Origin of the sequence: Mesorhizobium loti (assembly GCF_013170705.1) — a bacterium.
In the GTDB taxonomy this organism is placed as follows: domain Bacteria; phylum Pseudomonadota; class Alphaproteobacteria; order Rhizobiales; family Rhizobiaceae; genus Mesorhizobium; species Mesorhizobium loti_D.
This window is the reverse complement of record NZ_CP033334.1, coordinates 3,702,318-3,722,810: the sequence shown is the minus strand read 5'-3', so window position 1 is coordinate 3,722,810 and position 20,493 is coordinate 3,702,318. Positions and strand designations below refer to the sequence as shown.

The 20,493-nt window shown below is 64.4% G+C and carries 12 protein-coding genes; 3 read left to right on the top strand and 9 right to left on the bottom strand.

Annotation, left to right across the window (positions count from 1 at the left end; all coding sequences use genetic code 11):
- Positions 1–53: 53 nt before the first annotated feature.
- Entirely contained in the window at positions 54–788 is a 735-nt protein-coding gene (locus EB815_RS18105; RefSeq protein WP_056571909.1) for a gamma-glutamylcyclotransferase, read from the bottom strand.
- Between the two features lie 174 nt (positions 789–962).
- On the opposite strand from EB815_RS18105, the gene EB815_RS18100 reads away from it, so the two are divergent.
- Complete coding sequence (locus tag EB815_RS18100) at positions 963–1,739, top strand: VOC family protein (RefSeq protein WP_056571907.1); 777 nt, start codon at positions 963–965, stop codon at positions 1,737–1,739.
- 79 nt (positions 1,740–1,818) lie between these two features.
- Here the strand turns inward: EB815_RS18100 and EB815_RS18095 are convergent, their stop codons facing one another.
- Positions 1,819–2,307 carry a hypothetical protein gene (locus EB815_RS18095; protein ID WP_056571904.1) on the bottom strand — a complete coding sequence of 163 codons (489 nt, stop codon included), beginning with the start codon at positions 2,305–2,307 and terminating at the stop codon, positions 1,819–1,821.
- A 203-nt stretch (positions 2,308–2,510) separates the two neighbouring features.
- Between EB815_RS18095 and EB815_RS18090 the strand changes: the two genes are divergently transcribed.
- Entirely contained in the window at positions 2,511–2,903 is a 393-nt protein-coding gene (locus tag EB815_RS18090; RefSeq protein WP_056571901.1) for a DoxX family protein, read from the top strand.
- A gap of 23 nt (positions 2,904–2,926) precedes the next feature.
- Here EB815_RS18090 and EB815_RS18085 read toward each other — a convergent pair whose 3' ends face one another.
- Both EB815_RS18085 and EB815_RS18080 read right to left on the bottom strand, forming a co-directional pair.
- On the bottom strand, positions 2,927–5,353 hold the full coding sequence (locus EB815_RS18085) for a GcvT family protein (protein ID WP_056571898.1): 2,427 nt from the start codon (positions 5,351–5,353) through the stop codon (positions 2,927–2,929).
- 57 nt (positions 5,354–5,410) lie between these two features.
- Entirely contained in the window at positions 5,411–6,949 is a 1,539-nt protein-coding gene (locus tag EB815_RS18080; RefSeq protein WP_056571895.1) for a trimethylamine methyltransferase family protein, read from the bottom strand.
- Positions 6,950–7,166: 217 nt separating this feature from the next.
- Between EB815_RS18080 and EB815_RS18075 the strand changes: the two genes are divergently transcribed.
- Positions 7,167–7,757 (top strand): transglycosylase SLT domain-containing protein, encoded by a 591-nt coding sequence (locus EB815_RS18075; RefSeq protein ID WP_056571892.1) that lies wholly within the window; start codon positions 7,167–7,169, stop codon positions 7,755–7,757.
- A gap of 12 nt (positions 7,758–7,769) precedes the next feature.
- Here the strand turns inward: EB815_RS18075 and EB815_RS18070 are convergent, their stop codons facing one another.
- From EB815_RS18070 to EB815_RS18050, 5 genes are all read right to left on the bottom strand, one after another.
- The gene (locus EB815_RS18070; protein ID WP_056571889.1) at positions 7,770–10,124 is read right to left on the bottom strand and encodes a dipeptide ABC transporter ATP-binding protein; all 2,355 of its coding nucleotides are present in this window, start codon (positions 10,122–10,124) and stop codon (positions 7,770–7,772) included.
- 48 nt (positions 10,125–10,172) lie between these two features.
- Positions 10,173–11,330, bottom strand: a complete 1,158-nt coding sequence (locus EB815_RS18065) for an ABC transporter permease (RefSeq protein WP_056571887.1) — start codon at positions 11,328–11,330, stop codon at positions 10,173–10,175.
- 11 nt (positions 11,331–11,341) lie between these two features.
- Positions 11,342–12,376, bottom strand: a complete 1,035-nt coding sequence (locus EB815_RS18060; protein WP_056571884.1) for an ABC transporter permease — start codon at positions 12,374–12,376, stop codon at positions 11,342–11,344.
- A gap of 149 nt (positions 12,377–12,525) precedes the next feature.
- Positions 12,526–14,184, bottom strand: coding sequence for an ABC transporter substrate-binding protein (locus EB815_RS18055; protein WP_056571882.1), 1,659 nt, complete (start codon positions 14,182–14,184; stop codon positions 12,526–12,528).
- A 252-nt stretch (positions 14,185–14,436) separates the two neighbouring features.
- Positions 14,437–20,493, bottom strand: coding sequence for a translocation/assembly module TamB domain-containing protein (locus EB815_RS18050; RefSeq protein ID WP_056571878.1), 6,057 nt, complete (start codon positions 20,491–20,493; stop codon positions 14,437–14,439).

The following is a 20,493-nucleotide window of genomic DNA, read 5'->3' as shown; positions in this document are numbered from 1 at the left end:
TTCGGCGCAAGCTACTGAAAAGGTTTGATAAAAACATGATTTTTTCACTCATGTTATGCTGAGGACGGCTGGTCTTGCCGAGCTGGGTGGCGCTCGTCGTCCGGCCGGCCATGGAGTGCCCGGACCTCGTCCGCCACCAGCTCCTGCAGCCGCCACAGATTGCGGTCGTGGATGCCGAACGCCTCGAGATGGCTGACAGTGTTGTAGAGATATTCGGCGCCGGAGCCGATATGGCCGCAGGCCCTGGCCAATATGCTTGCCACCTTGTCCAGTGGCTGGCCCAGCGACGTTCCCCGCCCCTTCACGCCAACCCAGAAACCAAGCGCCCGCAACGGGCCTTGCGCCGTATGCACGGGCAGCCACCGGACTGAGCTGACGCTCTCATGGTCGCTGATCTCGCGCCGCAGCAGCCTTTCGATCTGGGCCGGTTTTTCGCCCTCCTGCAAGCGGTAGATCACGCCGTTGCACCTTCCACCTCGTTCGAGCGCCATCATCAGCCCCGGCTGCTCCGCACTGCCGCGCCAGCGCACCATGTCGAGACAGAAGGAGCGGTGCCAGCCGAAGGCCGTGGCGAGCCTTTGCTCCACCGATTCGAATTCCGGCTTCCAGATCAGCGACCCGTAGGCGAATACCCAGAGCGGCCCTTCGTCCGCTTCAGCGGCAAGCCGCATGGCAAGGGTCCGGAAATCCTCGTCGTTCAGCTCGGTCCAGCTTGGGTCCGGTCCGGGATCGGCCTCCTGCCGATGGCACAGTGCGACAAGCTCAGGCGTGAGCGACATCAGGCGCATGAAACGACAACCCCTCTTTTGCCGCAGAGAAATTGAAAAAAGTCGGGCGCGCAACCCGGGAACGCATGCCATGCGTCGACATTATTCGTCCGGGCGGATGTCGGATTTCCGTCGCCAGGATCGTCCTGCGATGGATCGGACAACGATCGATGCTGAACGGTGAGGAGACCGACCATGCCCAAATCCCCGATGCCTTTCTTCTGGTACGAGCTGATGACATCAGACCTCGATGCCGCCGAGGCCTTCTATACCAAGGTTGTCGGCTGGACGGCGCAGCCCTTCGACACGGCGCCTGGCATGCCGCGCTATATCGTCATGAATGTCGGCGAGCGCGGCGTCGGCGGCCTGATGACCATGCCCGAGGATGTCAGAAAGATGGGCGCGCCGCCTGCCTGGCTTGGTTACATCAAGACCAAGGACGTGGATGCCGCGACGAAATCAGTGAAAGCCGCCGGCGGCGGCGTTCACTGTGAACCCAGCGACATTCCGGGCGTCGGCCGCTTTGCCGTTGTCGCCGATCCGCAAGGCGCGGCCTTCATGTTCCTGCAGCCGAACGGCCCCGACCAACCCGTCGTGCCGGCCAGCACGCCTGGTCATATCGGCTGGCACGAACTCTACACCAGCGATTGGAAGGCCGCGTTCGATTTCTATTCCAGCCAGTTCGGTTGGACCAACGCCGGCGATTTCGACATGGGCCCGATGGGCATCTACCAGACTTTCACGGCCGGCCCCGAATCTGGCGGCGGCATCATGAACAAGCCTGCCCAGATCCCCGTCCCGGTCTGGCAGTTCTACTTCAACGTCACCGGCATCGACGCGGCCGCAAAACGCGTCACCGACAATGGCGGCAAGATCCTGATGGGGCCGATGGAGGTGCCCGGCGGCAGCTGGATCGTGCAATGCCAGGACCCGCAAGGCGCGCATTTCGCCTTGATGGCGCCGGTGCGCTGAAAGCTATGACACCGCTGGCATGAAGCGACGGCCTTTCTTCGCACCACCGACGAAGGGCCGCATGCCTCAACCGGCCGATTTATTCCGGCGTCAGCACCGCGACCTTCAGCTCAGCCTTTTTCGCGCCACTGAACTGGATGGTGGCCGGGCCGGCCGCCAGCTTGAAGCGCACGCTTTTGCGGATACCAGGGCAGGTTTTTACCCCGCTGTAGCCGGCCGATTTAACGGCCTTGCCGTCCTGGATGACATCGATCCACGCCTCGCCCGACAGGCTTATCTGAATGGCGCCTTCGGGCGGCACGGCCACGCTGGCGACAGCGCCAAACGTGCCCTCTCCCGGAGCATGTTCAGGGGGCACGGCGAAAGCGGCCTTGTCGACCGGCACCAGCGCCAGGTCAGCGGCCGCGCCGACCGCCAGCGTCCCTCCGGACGGCGTTGCCGGCGCCGCGGCAAACAACGCCTGTTCCCGCGTCACCGGCCATTTGAAGGCCTCGCAGCCGGCGTCCTCCGCCACGGCGAAACCGGTGCCCGCGACGAGTGCGAATAGGCTGATGATGACTTTTTTCATGGCAAGGAAATCCACCTGTTCAGAGCGCTTATGCTAATACAACCTTTGCGATACAAATGCAACCCAGGCGAGAAGAATATGGGAAGGGCAATACCGGGGAACATTTCCAATCACCGATTGTTGATGACATGCCAACGGAAGTGAATGGTCCGTCGCTGGGCGATAATCTATCGCCGGGCCGGGAGGGTGAAAATGGAGTTCGGATGAAACTTTTTGAAGGCCTTGCCAGATACCAGCCGCAGGCACTCGGCGTGCTGCGTATCATGACCGCGCTGCAGTTCATCGAGCATGGCAGCCAGAAACTGTTCAACTTCCCGCTAAGCGCCCAACCTCATGCCCTGAACAGCCTGTCGCTCACCGCGGGTATCCTCGAATTCGCCGGCGGCAGCCTGCTGGCACTGGGCCTGTTCACGCGGCCCGTCGCGTTTCTTCTGGCCGGCGAGATGGCGATCGCCTATTTCATGGCGCACTATCCGCGCGACTTCTTCCCCGTCAACAACAGCGGCGATGCGGCGATCTCGTTCTGCTTCATCTTTCTCTATCTGGTCTTCGCCGGCGCCGGCGCCTTCGCGCTCGACAATCGCCGCAACGCGTGATGCCCATGCCGCGGGGGTGAGCCTCACCCCCGCATCCGTTCGAAATTCGCATCGAACAGCGGCGCCGCCTGGATGCGCGCCGCGTGACGCTTGCCCAGCAATTCGATCTCGAATCCGTCGCTCTCGTCGGCGATCTCTTTCGGCACATAGCCGACGGCGACCGACTTTTTCGAATGATGCGCGAAGCCGCCGGACGTCACCCAGCCACGCACCGCCCCGCCGAACCAGATCGGCTCGTCGCCGATGACATCGGCATCGTCCGCATCGACGATGAAGGCGCGCAGCCGCAGTTTCCCGCCTTGCTTGCGCTCGGCCAGCGCCGCCGCCTTCCCTATGAAATCGGCGTCCTTGCCATAGGCGACGAAACGGTCGAGCCCGGCTTCCAGCGGCCCATAGATCGGCCGGTATTCGCGTCCCCATGAGCCGTAGTTCTTCTCCAGCCGCAGCGCGTTGAGCGCGCGCGAACCGAACAGGCCGATGCTGAACTCCTCGCCCGCCGCCACCAGCGCATGATAAGCCGCGCGCTGGTATTCGGGCGCCACCCAGATCTCGTAGCCGAGATCGCCGGTATAGCTGACGCGGCCGACAAGGCACGGCGCCATGCCGATATCCATCCTCGCCGCCGCCATGAACGGAAACGCCGCGTTGGAGACATCGGCGCGACTGACCTTGGCCAGCACATCCCTCGCCTTCGGGCCGGCAATGGCAAGACCGGTGAGTTTCGCGCCCAGCGCCTCGATATGAACCGAGCCATCTGCAGGCAGGTGCGCCTCGAACCAGCGCATATGATACTGCTCGGCAATGCCGGAGCCAGCGAGGAACCAGCCATCGGCGCCCAGATTGGCCAGCGTGAAATCGCCGATCAGCCTGCCGTCCTCCTTCAGCATCGGGGCCAGCGTCATGCGGCCGGGTTTCGGCAGTTTGCAGGCGAGCATCCGGTCGAGCCAGGCAGCCGCCCCCTCGCCCGTCACCTTGTATTTGGCGAAACTCGAAATCTCCGCCAGACCGACGCCGCCGCGCACGGTTGCGACTTCCCTCGCAACATGGGTGAAATCGCTTGAACGCCGCCACGAGAACTCATCCTTGATGCCCTCCGGCGCGTACCAAAGCGGCACTTCCAGCCCGTAGGCGACACCCCACTGCGCACCCCTGGCCGACAAGAGGTCATAGACGGGGGTCGTCTTCAGCGGCCGTCCGGCCGGCAGTTCCTCATTGGGGAAGCGGATCGAAAACCGCCTGGAATAGTTCTCGCGCACCTTGGCATTGGTGTAGGCCATTCCAGCCCAGTCGCCATAGCGTGCCACATCCATGGCCCAGATGTCGGCGCCGGGATCTCCCTCGATCATCCAGTTGGACAGTGCCAGGCCGACGCCGCCGCCCTGGCTGAAGCCGGCCATGACGCCGCAGGCGACCCAGAAGCCCGGCAGGCCGCGCACCGGCCCGACAAGCGGGTTGCCGTCGGGCGCGAAGGTGAAGGGCCCGTTGATGATCTGCTTGATGCCGGTGTGCTGGAAAGCCGGGAAGTGGCGGAATCCGACCTCGAGAGACGGCGCGATGCGGTCGATGTCGGGCTCGAGCAGTTCATGGCCGAAATTCCATGGCGTCTGGTATTCGGACCATGGCTTGTTGGCCTTCTCGTAGGTGCCCATCAGCATGCCGCCGCGCTCCTGGCGCAGGTAAAGCTCGCCGTCGAAATCGACCGCATGGATGATCTCGGTGCCGGTCTTGGCGTTCCAGGCGGCGACCTCCGGCATGTCCTCGGTGATCAGGTACATGTGCTCCATGGCCAGCACCGGCAGTTCGAGCCCGACCATGCGGCCGACTTCGCGCGCCCACAGGCCGCCGGCGTTGACGACATGCTCGGCCACCACCTCGCCCTTGTTGGTGATGACGCGCCACATCCCGTCGGGCCGCCGCACGATGTCCTCGACCTTGGTGAAGCGCTCGATCTCCGCGCCGAGCTTGCGCGCGGCCTTGGCATAGGCATGCGTGACGCCCGAGGGATCGAGATGGCCGTCCTCCTTGTTTCTGACGGCGCCGACGAATTGCTTGGGATCGATCAGCGGCATCAGTTCGGCCGCCTCGGCAGGCGAAATCACTTCCAGGTCGATGCCGAGATAGCGTCCCTTGGCGACGACGCCGCGCAGCCAGTCCAGCCGCGCCTCGGTCGCCGCCAGAAGCACGCCGCCGGTCAGATGCACGCCGGTGGCCTGGCCCGACAGCTCCTCGATCTCCTTGTAGAGGCTGATCGTGTATTTCTGCAGCTTGGCGACATTGGGATCGCCATTGATCGTATGCATGCCGCCGGCCGCGTGCCAGGTCGAACCCGAGGTCAGTTCGTCGCGTTCCAGCAGCACCACGTCGGTCCAGCCATGGCGGGCGAGATGGAACAGCACGGAGCACCCGACGACACCGCCGCCAATGACCACGACCTTTGCATGCGACTTCATGGATTTTTCTCTGATATCAATGGATTGGAGGGGAAAGTGGAATCAGGACGGAAGGCATCACGGCTCGCCCTGCCCGATCGCTTCCTTACGCTTGGCCACATAGGCCTCCAGCGCCTCACGAACGGCGATATCCATCGCCGGCTTGACATAGTCCTCGAGCGCCTTCTTCCACAGCCGCGTCGCGCGCGCCGTTGCGTCGAGCCCACCTGCCTCCTGCCAGGCCTCGAAATTCTGCCAGTTGGACAGCATCGGCTGGTAGAAGGCGGTGGCGTAGCGCTCCAGCGTGTGCGGCTCGCCGAAGAAATGGCCGCCGGTCGGCACCGCGCCCAGCGCCTCGACGGCAAGCTCGGCCTCGTTGACTTCGATCGGCCGCAGGAACTCCATCATGTGCTGGATCATCTCGACATCGATGATGAACTTCTCGAACGACGCCGTCAGCCCGCCCTCCTGCCAGCCGGCGGCGTGATAGACGAGGTTGCCATGGCCGAGCACGGCGCCCCACAGCGCCATCAGCGTCTCATAGGCGCCTTGCGCATCGGCGGCGTTGGAGGCCGAGCCCGGCGTTGTCCGGTACGGCAGGCCGTAGCGCCGGGCCAATTGCCCCGAGGCGATGTTGGCCTTGGTGTTTTCAGGCGTGCCGAAGGCCGGCGCCCCGGACTTCATGTCGACATTGGAGGTGAAGGCGCCATACATGACCGGCGCACCGGGTCGCACCAACTGCGTCAGCACGACGCCGAACAGCGCCTCGGCGTTCTGCTGCGCCAAGGCGCCCGCCAGCGTCACCGGGCTCATCGCCCCCATCAGGGTGAACGGCGTCACCGCCACCGACTGGCCGAACTCGGCCATCGTCATCAGCCCCTCGGCCATCATCTCGTCGAAGCGGCGCGGCGAGTTGACCGAGATGATGGTGGCGATGCCGGGATCTTCCCGTAACTGGTCCAGCGTCAGCCCGCGCGCGATCGCCATCATCTCGATACCGTCCAGCGCCCTGCCCCGGCCGATCGCCGAGACGTGGAAACTCTTGTCGCTCAGCGTCAGATTGGTGAAGTAGGTGTCGAGATGGCGCGAATTGGCCGGCAACTCGACCGGCGCGCAGACCTGGTTGCCGAGCATGTGGACGCAGTTGAAATGCTGCGCCAACCGGGTCAGGTCGGCATAGTCGCGCAAGTTTCCTGCGCGGCGGCCTCGCTCCATGTCGTGCACATTGGGCGGCCCGGCAACGAGGGTGAAATTGATGGTGTTGCCGCCTAGATGGATTGTGTTGGCCGGGTTGCGTGGTGTCAGCGTATAGGTGGGCCGTGTGGTCTTCAGCGCCTCGTCGACCATGCCGCGATCGATGCGGACATTGGCTGTCGCATGGTCGACCCTGGCGCCGGCTTTCTCGAACAGCGACAGCGCCCGGGGGCTCATCACCTCGATGCCGAAATTCTCCAATACATGCATCGACGCCTGGTGGATCGCCTCGATCTGGTCGGACGAAAGCAGCGCCATTGGCGGATAGGGGTTCCTTACGCGCCTTTGCGGTAGTTGCGGGATGGGCGCTGGGCCCCGGTTGCTGGTGCGCTCGGCGCCGCGCTTGCGTCTTGGTTCATTCATGCCTGGCATCAAAGCTTCGGCAAACCAGGCAAGCTGTCGGAAATACGCCGCTTACAGGCGCGATTTTAGTCAAGGCGGCATCTTCGCAGTGTCATTTTATAAAAAGCGACAGAGGGCGTCGGAATGCCGATATAGCATTTTCCCGAGCGCTGATGGCCGCGGAGCATTAACGGAGTCGGCAAGATTCCCTTTATGATTTCGGCCTATTGCTCATCCAATGCGTAGGTCGAGTTTTAGTAAAATTGTAGCGGTTGGCGTGTTGCTGGCATTGTCGGCCTGCGCGACCGCGCCCAGCCATATCAACAATGTCTGTGCCGTCTTCGACCAGAATGACGGCTGGTTCGACAATTGGCAGTCGGCGGCCGAACGGACGGAGCGGAAATACGGCATCCCCGTCCCCGTGCTGATGGCGACGGTGCGCAAGGAATCGGGCTTCAAGAGCAATGCCCGGCCGCCGCGCACCAAGCTGCTCGGCTTCATTCCCTGGAAGCACGTCTCGTCGGCCACCGGCTTCTCGCAGGCGCTGGACGGCACATGGTCGCAATATCAGCGAGAGACCGGCAACTGGGCGGCGCGGCGCACCAAATTCGCCGACGCCGTCGACTTCGTCGGCTGGTATCATTCCAAGACATCAGACACCTACGGCGTCGCCCGCAACGACACCTACAATCTCTACCTCGCCTACTATCTCGGCTGGACCGCCTATGGCCGCGGCAACCGCGGCGACGCCGGGGTGCAGGGTTACGCCCGGGCCACGGACAAGATGGCCCGAGACTATGAAGCTCAGCTACGGCAATGCGGCTCCTGATACCTGCCTAGGTTAGTGCCGCCTCGTCGTGTCTTTCGGCTTCGAAACACCGGTTTCGGAGACCTCGTCGCGGACTTCGTGGCGACGGGCCCGCATGCCGGCCTCGCCCTGCTCCACGGCGTCCCCGATCTGGTCGGCTTCCGCGCTGCCCGTTTTGCCACGCGGCCGGTTGGGCGCTGTCCCGGCCAAACCGGGCCCGGTGCCGTGCGCATCGTCCGGCACGCCCTCATGCGCGGCGTGTTCCTTGTCGAACTTGATCACCGGCTCCATCTTCGCCAGCACGTCATCGGCCAGCCAGCACAGGCTCATATGGCCGTCACCGAGATGCTTGACCGGCGGCACCTTGGTCTCGCACAGATTGTCGGGCACGAGCTTCTTGTAGCCGCAGCGTGTCTGGAATGGGCAGCCAGACGGCGGATTCATCGCCGACGGGATGTCGCCCTCCAGCACGATGTGCTTCTTGACCACGCTGGTGTCGGCGATCGGGATCGCCGACAGCAGCGCCTCGGTATATGGATGATAGGGCGGCGCGAAGATCTGGTCGGTCGTGCCTTGCTCGACGATATAGCCGAGATACATGACGACGACGCGGTCCGCGATATAGCGCACGACGGACAGATCGTGGCTGATGAACAGCATCGTCGTCTTGTTCTTGCGCTGGATATCCATCAACAGTTCGGTCACCGCCGCCTGCACCGACACGTCGAGTGCGGAGACCGGCTCGTCGGCCACCACCACCTTGGCGTCGCCGGCAAAGGCGCGCGCCACGCCGATGCGCTGCTTCTGGCCACCGGAAAGCTGGCGCGGCTTGCGCGTCTCGAAGGCGCGCGGCAGCTTCACCAGGTCGAGCAGTTCCAGCATGCGCTTGCGCCGGTCGGCGACCGTCTTGCCGACGTTGAATTTCTCCAGCGTGCGGATGATCTGCGAGCCGACCGAATGGCTGGGATTGAGCGTGTCGAACGGGTTCTGGAACACCATCTGGATCGAGGACACGGTGTCGACGCTGCGCTTCTCGATGCCGGTCGACTGGATCTCCTTGTTGCCCAGCGTCACCGTGCCGGCACTTGCCGTCTCCAGGCCGAGCAGAACCTTGGCCAGCGTCGACTTTCCGCAGCCGGATTCGCCGACGATGGCAACCGTCTCGGATTCGCGCGCCATGAAGGAGATGGTCTCGTTGGCCTTGACGACACGGCCTTCGCTCGACCCGAACACCTCGCTGCCGCCGACCTTGTAGTACTTCCTCAGATCCTCGATCTTGAGCACCGGCGCGCCGGGCACGACACGCTCATTGACCTTCTTGGCACCGGGCGGCAGCGCTTCCCAGTCGATTTCGTTGAAGCGCACGCAGCGCGAGAAATGGCCGTCATGGCCGGCGACCTCGACCATGGGGATTTCGGCGGCGTTGCAGACGCCCTCGACGAAATGGTGGCAGCGCGGGCCGAAATTGCAGCCCTTGGGCCGCTCATGCGGCAGCGGCAGCTGGCCCGGAATGGCGATCAGCGGCCGCGAGTTCTTGTCGGCGCCCGGCAGCGGGATCGAACGGAACAGCCCTTGCGTGTAGGGATGGCGCATCCGGTCGAAGACGTCCTTGATCTTGCCGGTCTCGACCGCCTCGCCCGAATACATGACCGTGATCCTGTCGCAAGTCTCGAGGATGAGGCCCAGATTGTGCGAGACGAAGATCATCGAGGTGCCGAACTTTTCGCCCAGCCCCTTGACCAGTTCGACGATACCCGCCTCCACCGTCACGTCGAGCGCCGTAGTCGGCTCGTCGAGCAGAAGCAGCGCCGGCTTCGACAGCAGCGCCATGGCAATGACGATACGCTGCTGCTGGCCGCCCGACAGCTGGTGCGGATAGGAGCGCATCATGCGCTCGGGGTCCGGCAGCTTGACCGACCGCACCATTTCGACCGCGCGTTTATAGGCCTCTTCCTTCGACACCTTGTCGTGGATCAGCGGCACTTCCATCAGCTGCTGGCCGATCTTCATCGCCGGATTGAGGCTGGCCATCGGCTCCTGGTAGATCATGGCGATCTTGTTGCCGCGGATGGCGCGCAGCTCCTCCTCGGAGAGCTCGCCCATATCCTTGCCCTGGAACTTGATCTTGCCGCCGACGATCTTCCCGATGTTGGAGAGGTCGCGCATGATACCGAGCGACACGGTCGACTTGCCGCAACCGGATTCGCCGACGATGCCCATCGCTTCGCCGGGCATGACCGTGCAGGAAAAATCCATGACGGCCGGTATCTCGCCCTTGCGGGTGAAGAAGGAGATCGACAGGTTCTCGATCTCGATGATCGGCGCAGTGCTTGGCCCAGGGGTCGGCCCAGGGGTCGGCTTGTCGGGATTTCGAACTGCCTCGTTCATGGGTCGCTCCAATCCAAATTATACCAGAGGCGGGCCAAGGCCCGTCAATCAGTCTTTCATCGATTGCTCGCGCAGCGAGTCGGCCAGCAGGTTGAGCCCCAGCACGAACGACATCAGCGCGATCGTCGGTGGCAGCGCCGGATGGATGAAGGAGCGCAGCAGCCGGCTGGCATCCTTGATCGCCGTGCCCCAGTCAGGGCTTTCCGGCGCCAGGCCGAGGCCGAAATAGCCGAGCGTCCCGAGCAGGATCGTGGTGTAGCCAATGCGCAGGCAGGCATCGACGATCAGCGGGCCGCGCGCATTGGGCAGGATCTCCCACAGCATGATGTACCAGGGTGATTCACCACGCGTCTGCGCCGCCGCCACATAGTCGCGCGTCTTGATGTCCATCACCAGGCCGCGCACGATGCGGAACACGCCGGGGCTGGAGGCGAACACCACCGCCACGAAGATGTTGAGCTGGTTGGGGTCGATATGCACGATGTGCAGCGGGTCCCTGTCGAAGACAAGGCCGAGATAGATCCAGCCGCCTACGATCAGCGTCAGGCCGAGCAGGATGTAGATCCGGTCCGGCCGGTTCTTGAAGCGCGTCCAGAACAGGACGCAGAAGAAGATGATCGGAAACAGGAAGAAGACGCCGGCCAGCGCATAGGGGATCGGCGTGTCCATGATCCCGGGCGTCACCAGCAGGTAGAACAGCAGGATCACGGGGAAGGCCAGAACGAGGTTGGCCAGGAACGACAGGATGGAATCGATCTTGCCGCCGTAATAGCCGGCCGGCAGGCCGAGCGTGATGCCGACCATCAGCGCGAAACCGGTTGCCGCCGGTGCGATGATCAGCACGATCTGGCTGCCATAGACCATTCGCGAAAACACGTCGCGCGCCAGCTTGTCGCCGCCGAAGAGATAGACGAGCCCCGATTGCGGCTCGATGGCGCCCGGCAGCGTGTCCTTCATGATCGGGATCTGGCCCAGCGGATCGAACGGCGAGATGGTCGAGGCAAAGATCGCCGTGAACAGCCAGAACAGGCAGATGAACACCCCCGCTATGCCGACGCCGCTGTCGAAAAGCTGGCCATAGAGCGCCAGCTTCTTCTTGTAGAGAAAGCTCGCCCCCATGACGATGGCGAGCGCGACCCAGACCGGCCAGAAGCGCCACAGCACTTCGAGGATGATGGTGGAGGCGCCGATATATTGAGCTTGCATGCGCCTTCTCCCTACTGAACCCGGATGCGCGGATTGAGGAACGCGTAGCCGACATCGGAAATGAGCTGCGTGATCAGGACGATGAACACCGAGACCAGCGAACAGCCGAGCAAGAGATCGATGTCGTTGTTGCCGGCGGCCTCGACCAGCGTGTAGCCGAAGCCCTGGTAGCGGAACATGACCTCGACGATGACGACGCCGGTGAGCAGCCAGGGAAACTGCAGCATGATGACGGTGAAGGGCGCTATCAGCGCGTTGCGCAGCGCGTGCTTGACCACCACGCCGCGAAAGGAAAGGCCCTTCAACCGCGCGGTGCGGATATATTGCTGCGTCATCACCTCGACCATCGAGGCGCGCGTCATGCGCGCGATGTAGCCGATGCCGTAGATCGCCAGCGTGATCACCGGCAGCGTGAAATTGTAGAAGGTGATGCCCTGGCTCGCCGAGGCGGCCGAGCCGTTCAGCCAGCCGAGCCAGGAGGCGAAGACGACGGTGAAGATGACGCCCGACACATATTCAGGCGTCGCCGTCGAGGCGATCGAGGCTACAGAAAGCACCCGGTCGGTTCGTGAACCCTCGCGCATGCCGGCGAGAATGCCGATCAGCAGCGAAACCGGCACCATCACCACCAGCACCCAGAACATCAGGATGCCGGTGGCGCCGAGCGCCGGGAACAGCTTGGCCGCGACCGTGGTCTTGAACTTTGTCGAGCAGCCGAAATCGCCCTCGATCACGCCGGAGAATGTCGGCACGGTCGGGTCGTTGCAGAAGGTGAAGCGCTGGGTCGTCTTGCCGGTCGCCGGATCGGTGATCGGCTGCTTGGGCAGCACGCCGAGCCACTGGCCATAGCGCGAGAAAAAGTTCTGACGGTAGCCATGGTTGACCAGCCAGCTTTCGAGCTGATCGGCCGATGTGTGCATTTCGGTCTGGCTGATCGCCAGCTTCTTCAGGTTGGGTTCGAGATTGACGAGGAAGAAGACGACCAGCGTCAGGCACAGCATCGTGAGCAGGATCGTGCCGATGCGTCTGATGATGAATGAGAACATGCGTGCCCCCCTGCCGGCCGGGTTGGGGTCAGATATGGTCAACCCTGTGACGAAAACCTTGCGACGTCACGCCGCCGCTGCATCTCATGCAACGGCGGCGATCCTGCGAATGCGAAGGGCGATGCCCTTCGCATTCATCAAGCTGTGGGTCACGCCTGATCGAGCCAGACCTTGCCGAAGTCGTGCTCGTAGGTGGGGTGCATCGAGTGGTTCTTCACCTCGGGCTTGATGTTGATGTAGAGCTTGCGCCAGTAAGGCTGGATGATGATGCCGGAATCCTGCAGCATCTGCTCGATGTCCTTCATCACCACCTTGCGCTTCTCCGCATCGGCGATCCCGAGCGCCTCGTTGACCTTCTTGTCGAAGTCCGGATTGGCGTAGGCCGTCTCGTTCCAGGCCTCGCCCGTGCGGTAGGCGATGGCGATGACCTGGATGCCCAGCGGACGCATGTTCCAGTTGGTCTCAGAGAACGGATACTTCGTCCAGTCGTTCCAGAAGGTCGAGCTCGGCAGCACGGTGCGCTTCACCTTGATGCCGGCCTCGCGCAGCTGGGCCGCGATCGCGTCCGTGGTGTTCTTGTGGTAGTCCTCGTCATTGCTGATCAGCTCGTGCTCGAAATCGATCACGCCGGCTTCCGTCAGCATCTGCTTGGCCTTGGCGATGTCGCGCTTGATCTTCGGCAGTTCGACATATTCCGGATGGATCGGCGCGACATGGTGGTTTTCGGCCGGCGTTCCGGCGTTGCCGTAACCAAGCTGCAGCACCACCGCATTGTCGACGGCCAGGCACATCGCCTGACGCACCTTCTGGTCGCCATAAGGCTTGGCGTTGACGTTGAAACGCGACACCACGGTGGCCGCGGTCACAACTTCCGAGGCCGGCGCGCCGACGCCTTCGATGATCTTGACGTAGTCGGCGGTCGTCTCGTGGTTGGTGTGCACTTCGCCCGATTCGAAGGCCGAAACCGTCGCAGCCGGATCGGTGCCGTAGTCGATGAACTCGACGCCGTCGAGGAAGGCCTCGCCCTGCCACCACTTGCCGGTCGTGCGGCGCTTGTAGACGACCTTCTGGCCGACATCGTAGGACACGAGTTCGAACGGACCGGTACCGATCGGGCAGTTCTTGAAGTTCGCGCCCTTCTCGTCGAAGGTCTTGTGGACGATGAGGCCGGGATAGTCGCACAGGTTCGGGATGATGGCGATATCCGGCTTGGTAAGCTTGAGCTTGACCGTCATGTCGTCAACCTTGACGACCGAGCCTTCGCGCAGCTTCTTGGTCGTATCATCGACGAGGCTGCCGAGGCGCCCCGGCATCGAGTTGCCTTCGGCGGACTTGTCGGCCCAGCGAGTGAAATTGTGGATCACGTCGTCGGCCGTGAACTTGTCGCCATTGTTCCATTCGACGCCTGGCCGCACATGCAGCGTGTATTCGGTGGCGTCGTCGTTGATGTCCCAGCTCGCCAGCAGATACGGCGCGAAGGTGTACTCCTTGGTGTATTTCACCAGCGGTTCGAGCGCCTGGCGCTCGGCATTGGAAATCTCCGACCAGTCCGCCGTGCGCGGATCCTTGGGATCCTTGACCGACATGGCGACCTTGATCACGCCGCCCTTCTTGCCCTGCACGTCCTCGGCCCTGGCCGGCGTCGGGGCGGCGAGGCCGAGCAGACCGTAAGCCATGGCCGTCGACGCACCGAAGACGCTGGCAAGCGCCAGGAATTCGCGGCGGTCCACTGTTCCCGCCTTGGCTTCTTCGGCCATGGCCAGGATGTGATCCGGAACGCTGTCGCCGTTACTTTTATAGATTGTCATGACTAACTCCCATTGTTGGCTTTCCGCCGATTAACATTCCGCATCCAGGCCATGATGTCAAAGATGGCTTGGAATGGGAACATGTTAGGGAATGTGCAACTTTGAAAAGGGAGCGGTACGCGCGATAGCGACAGTCTTGACGCAAAATTGCTAGTGCGCCCAGATTCCGCCCAAATCTCTTCGGGCGAGTAAACTGAGGCATTGGCGCTGGTTACGACAGCGCCAGCCGCGGCCATGGTGAGGGCCAGCCCCTCAATATTCCTTCTCGTAGAAGATGCCGCCCTTGGCCTCGCCGGCGTCCGTCGCCTCGCCGCGCAACTTGACGCCACGCCCGACATTGAGGTCGATGGTCGCCTTGCCCGAACCCGGCTTGTCGCCCTTCTGGATGGTCACATAGGTGCGGTCGTTCAGGTATTTGCCGGCTGACACCGCCGTCCCGCCCTTGCTGTCCGTGGTCACATCGAGATCGTCGACGCCGATGGCGCTGCGCAGGTTCTCGAGCAGCGAGGTCGAGCCGCCGACGCCGGCCAATTGCGCGGCGGCTTCGGCAAGCTGCGCGATCTGCAGCGGCGACAGGTTCGACATCGACCGGCCGAAGATCAGTTGCGCCAGCACCTCGTCCTCCGGCAGCGCCGGCACCGAGGAGAAGGTGAATTTCGGGTTGGTCGCCTCGCCCGACACCACGATGGTGACGGTGGCGCCGGTCGTCGTCGTGGTCGCCGTCAGGTTGAGATAGGGCACCAGCGAACCGGAGAAGCCGACAGTGCCCTCGGTGAAGGTCAGCCGCTTGCCCAGGATCGACAGCCTGCCGCGCTGCAGGGTGAAGGTGCCGACCGCCTGCGGCGAAGAAGCCGGGCCGGTCAGGCGGAGCGAACCGCCGAGTTCGGCATCGACGCCCCTGCCCTGGATGAATATCTGGTTCGGCGCATTGACGGTGACATCGAGCGCGAGACCGCTGCCGCCGCTCTTGCCGCTGGTCGTCGCCGGGCGCAGCGCCTTGTCCTGCGCCTTGACGGCGCTTGGCGCGTTCTTGTGCTTGACGTCGAGCGCCGAGAGCGAGCCCGGCAATTTGTCCGGAACCGTGATGACTGTCTTGGCGAGATTGACGGTACCGGCAATCGCCGGTGCCGATGTCAGCGGCCCCTTGATCGTCAGGTCGCCGCCGAGATTGGCGGTCACAACGCGTCCATCCGTATAGCGGCCGTCGGTCAGCTTGATCGAAAGGTCGGCCGGGAAGCCTTGCGCCGGGTCGATGCCGACCGTGCCGCTCGCCGACAGGCTGCCGCGCGTCGATAGCGTCCCGGTCAGCCGGTTGATCCTGGCGACGCCGCCGCCGATCGAGACATCGGCCGTGAGATCGTTGACGGCCAGGCCCGAGCGCGCATCGACGAGCCGCGCGCCCGAGGTGCTGACGCTGCCGCCGATGACGGGCGACGTCGCGGGGCCACGCACCTGGACATTGACATTGGCGGTTCCCGTCAGCGCCAGGCCCTGCGCGGCAAGCTTCTGGCTGAGGAGGCCGAATGGCACGGCGCCATTGAAGTCGAGCACCAGCGCCGGCGTGCCCCCCGTCGTCACCGTGCCGCCGCCCTTGAGGCCAAGGCCGGCTCCGTCGCTGACATTGGCGTTTAAGGTCAGCTTGTTGCCGGCAAAAGTGCCGGACGACGAAACGCTTACCGCGCCGACGCCGGCGCCGCGGGTCTGCGACGTCTGCACGCCGGTCGCATCGATGTTGAAGGCCACGGCCGGACTGGCCGGCGCGCCGGTCACTTTCACCGTGCCCGAAATCGAACCCGCCGCGTCGAGGCCCGGCGAGAAGCTGTTGGCGAGCGACATCGGCACCCGCGCCAGCGTCGCGTTGATGTCGATCGCCTGCCCGATCTTGCCGGTGACCGTCGCCGTGCCGCCGCCGAGATTGAGCACCAGCCGGTCGAGCGTCGTCGTGCCGTTGGCGATGCTGACGGTCGACGCCTGGGCGATCGCCGCCTTGATGCCCTGGATGGTCGCCTGGCCCGAGGCGAGCTCGATCGTGGTCGTGCCATTGGCCACCTTCACGCGGCCTGCGGCCTTGGCCGGAATGCCCTTGACCGTGGCACCGCCGGAAAAGCCGGTCCAGTCGCCATCGCGCTTCAGATCGACATCGATGCCGCTGATCACGGTGCCGCCCGATATGACGCTGTCGGCACGGATCTTGCCCGAGATCACCGGCGCGGCGAGATAGTTGGCGATCAGCGCGTCGATGGAGACGGCCTTCGCCTGCAGGTCGCCGCGCGTGATCGAGGCGGTGGCCGCCTTGATGGCAACCTGGGGTGCGGCGCCATTCCTGGTGAAGGCAATCGTGCCGCGCACATCGCCTTCGGCCTTTTCCAGCGCCAGCGCGGCGAGCGGGCCGATATCGGGCAGGTCGAGCGAGATCGTGCCTTCGGGCACGAACTTGTCGTCCAGCGCCAGATCGCCGGAGATCTTGTTCTGGCCCAGCGACAGGAGGAGGCCGTTGATGGCGCTCCTGCCGTCCGCCGTCGCCAGCACCGCGCTGCCTTGCAGGGCCTGTCCCGCGACATTCCCGGTCAGTTGCACATTCGCCGCCGGGTTGGCGGCATCGGCCTTGCCGGTGGCCGTGAGCCTCAGGCCGGTGATCTCGCGCTCCGCCACCAGCAGCCGATCGCTGTTGACCGTCAGCGACAGGTCGGGCGCGATGGCTGGCCCCTGGGCGTTCAGAGCGAAGGCAATGGCGCCCTTGGCATCCTTGGATAGCAGCGAGATGTCGCTCAGCGCGCCTTTGATGTCGGCGGCCAGCTTGTTGTCGGCAAGGCTGGCTTGCCCGCCGGCGGTCAGCGCGCCGGAGACCAGCTTCAGCCCATCGACATTGATGCTGCCGCTGGGATCGCGTTTCAGCGTGGCGCTGATCTGTGCCCGTTCACCGAGCATGCCGCGCGCCGCGGCCGGCAAGGCCGATGACGGAGCATCCGCATTGAGCTTGAGGTCGATGGTGCCGTCGCGCAGCGATACCTGCCCTGCAACCTGGCTGTTGAGCGCATCGCTTTTGAGCGAGCCGCTGTCGATCGCGACGGAATCGGCGCTCAGCCGGGCATTGAGAGCGGCCGTGACCTTGCCGGCGATCAGCGGCGCGATCGCCGCATTGTCGAGGCCGACCTTGTCCACCGACACCGTGCCGGAAACCGCTCCGGCGCGGTTCTTGAGATCGAAAGCGTCCGAATGCAGCGCCAGGACAAGTCCGTCCACCCTCGCCGGGCTGGTGACGACCGAAGGCAGGATCGCGGAGACATCCAGGCGAGCCTTGGTGCTCTCCCCCGCCACCTTTGCCGACAAGGACTTGACCTCGATCTTCACGGGACTCTCGGCGCTGCCGACGGTCAGCGGCAGGCTGGGGCCGGACGAGGTGAGATCCAGCGCAAAATCGCTGGCGCCGTTCGGATTGATGGTGCCGGCGGCCGTGCCGGAAATCTTGTCGCCGGACAGCGTCGCATGGTCGAGGGCGACGCCGCCGGCCAAGGTGTAGCTGCCGGCCGCATCGACCGCGAGCGGCCCAAGCCCGGCCTGACGGGTCTGGCTGGTTTCGGCGCCGGCAAGCTGCGCGCTGAACCGAACGTCCGGGGCGGCTGGCGTTCCCGTCACCTGCGCCGTGCCGCCGAGCGTACCCACGGCATCGAGGCCGGGCGCAAAATCATTGGCAAGCGCCGCCGGCAGCGCCGAGAACTGCGCGGCGAGATCGAGCGTCTGGCCGGCGCTGCCCGACAACGTCACCGCGCCGCCGCCAATGTCGAGCGCCAGCTTCTCGATGCTGGTGGTGCCATTGGCGATGGTCAGTGTCGAGGGTTGGGCGATTGCCGCCTTGATGCCGCGCATCGTCGCTTCGCCCGAGGCGATCTCGACGCTGGTGGTGCCCTGGGCGATCTTGACCCGGCCGGCCGCTGTCGCCGGAATGCCCGCTATCGTCGCGCCGCCGGTGAAATTGGTCCAGTCGCCGTCGCGCTTCAGGTCGACGCCGATGCCGCTGATCTCGGTGGCGCCCGACGTGACCGAGTCAGCCTTGATGGTGCCCGAGATCGCCGGCGCCTTGAGATAGTTGGCGATCAGCGCGTTGACGGCGATCGCCTTGGCGGTCACCTCGCCACGCGCGATCGAGGTGCTCCTGGCATCGATGGTGACCGATGGCGTCTCGCCGTCCTTGGCGAAATTGATGGTGCCGTTGATATCACCCGTCACCGCCTGCCCGGCGAGTGCCGCCAACTGGTCGATTGCGGGTGCCGCGAGCGTCAGCGTGCCCAGGGGCATGAACTTGTCATCCAGTGCCAGGTCGCCCGAAACCTTGTTGTCGCCCAGCGAGATAAGGAAGCCGTTGATCGACCGCTTGCCCTCGCTCGTCACCAGCGCCGCCTTGACGTCGAGCGGCTGATCGTTGACGGCGCCGGTCAGCGAAACATCGGCGGAAGGGCTCGCTATGTCGGCCTTGCCGCTTGCCGTCAGCTTGATCGCCTTCACCGTGCGGCCCGAGGCCGTCAGGCTGTCGCTATTGGCGGAGACGGTGAAATCCGGGGCTGTCCTGGCGCCGCTGGCCGACAGCGCGAAATCGACGCCGCCGGCGACCGGCACGCCGACCATCGGCGATAGCACCGAAACGTCGCCGAGCGTGCCCTTGATGTCGGCCTGGATGTCGGAGCCTTGCGCGCTGGCGGTGCCGCTGGCGGTGAGCGTGCCGGAGGTCAATGAGATCGAATTGGCGGCGAAGGCCCCTTGCGGATCGCGCGTCGCGGCGGCCGAGAATTTCACCCGCTCGCCGAGCACCGAGCTGATCTGCGGCGGCAAGGCGGTCGACACCGCATCGGCATTCATCTTGAGCTGCATCGACAGGTCCGCGAGCGCCACCGTCATCGTCAGGGAGGCATTGAGCGCATCGGAACGCAGCGTGCCCTGGTCGATGATGATGGCATCCTTGCTCAGTGATCCGGCGAGATCGACATCGACCTTGCCGGTGACCAGCGGCGCCAGCGTCGCCACGTCGGTCTTCAGCCCGCCCGCCGTCAGCTTGACGGCGACCGGCCCGGAGCGATTCTGGATGTCGAAGCCGTCGGAATGGATCTGCGCCGCAAGGTCGTTCAGTTGCGTGCCGCCCGCCACCACCGAAGCCAGCGAGGCACCGATGTCGACGATCGGCGCCTTGCCGTCGCCGAACGCGCGCGCGGTCGCGTTTCTGATCGCCAGCGTGATCGGTTGCGCGGCACTTCCCACGGTGATCCGCACAGGCGCGCCCTTGGCGGCAATTTCCACGGACAGGTCGCTGGCGCCGGCCGGATCGGCGATGCCGGTCGCTGTGCCATGCACGGCATCGCTTTCGATGCTGGCCCGGTCGACACTGATGCCGCCGGCCGATGTCGCGGTGCCCGCGACATCGAAACTGGTCTTGCCGGCAAACAGCGGCTTCAAGTTCTCCGGCAGGAAGCGGGCAAAATCGCCGTCACCCTTGGCCTCGACGTGGCTGCCCTTGTCGGTCGACTGATGGCGGCCCGTCAGCTGAGTGACGATCTCGCCATCCACCGTGAACGTGGCAATGCCGTTCCAATTGGCGAGCGGCCCGGTGCCTGAGACGGTTATATCGACCGGCGGCGTATCGGGCAGCTTGAGCAGGTTGGCGATGATGCCGCCTGCGGGCTCAGAAGCCTTGAACTCGAGGTCGAGCCTGTTGTCGGTTGGCGCAAAGTGGATGTTCGCATCGACATTGCCTTGCTTGCCGTCATGGCGGGTGACGTTGAGCCTGGTCTCGACCGCCAGCGGCGCCGCGTCGGCCTTGAGCATCCCCTTGGCGGCGAGTTCGGCGATGCCGCTGCCGGCCAGCTGCTGGCCAAGCGCGATTTCCGGCAGGTCGATCTGCTTGATGTCGATGGAAACCGGCAGCGTCGCCGTGCCGCCGCTCGGCGCCGGCTGTTGCGTCCCGGCCACCGGCAGGCGTGCCAATTCGATGCGCTCGGCCGCGATGCGGTCGGCACTGAAGCTCTTCGACAGCAGCGCCAGCGGCGACCAGTCGACGGCGACCTTGCGCGCCACCAGCCAGGCCCCGTTGCGGTCTTCCAGCACGACATGATCGACGCTGAGCGCGCCCGACCAGATGCCGTCGATGCCGCTGACCGTGACCTTGCGGTCGTCGCTCGAGGCCAGCCGCGAGATGATGCCGGCGAGATTGTCGCGCCCGCGCTCGGTCTTGGTCAGGACAACGAGTGCGCCGATCGCGCCCGCGACAACAATCAGCAGCGTGTAGAGAACAATGCGAAGGATGCGCCGGACCGTCTTCAT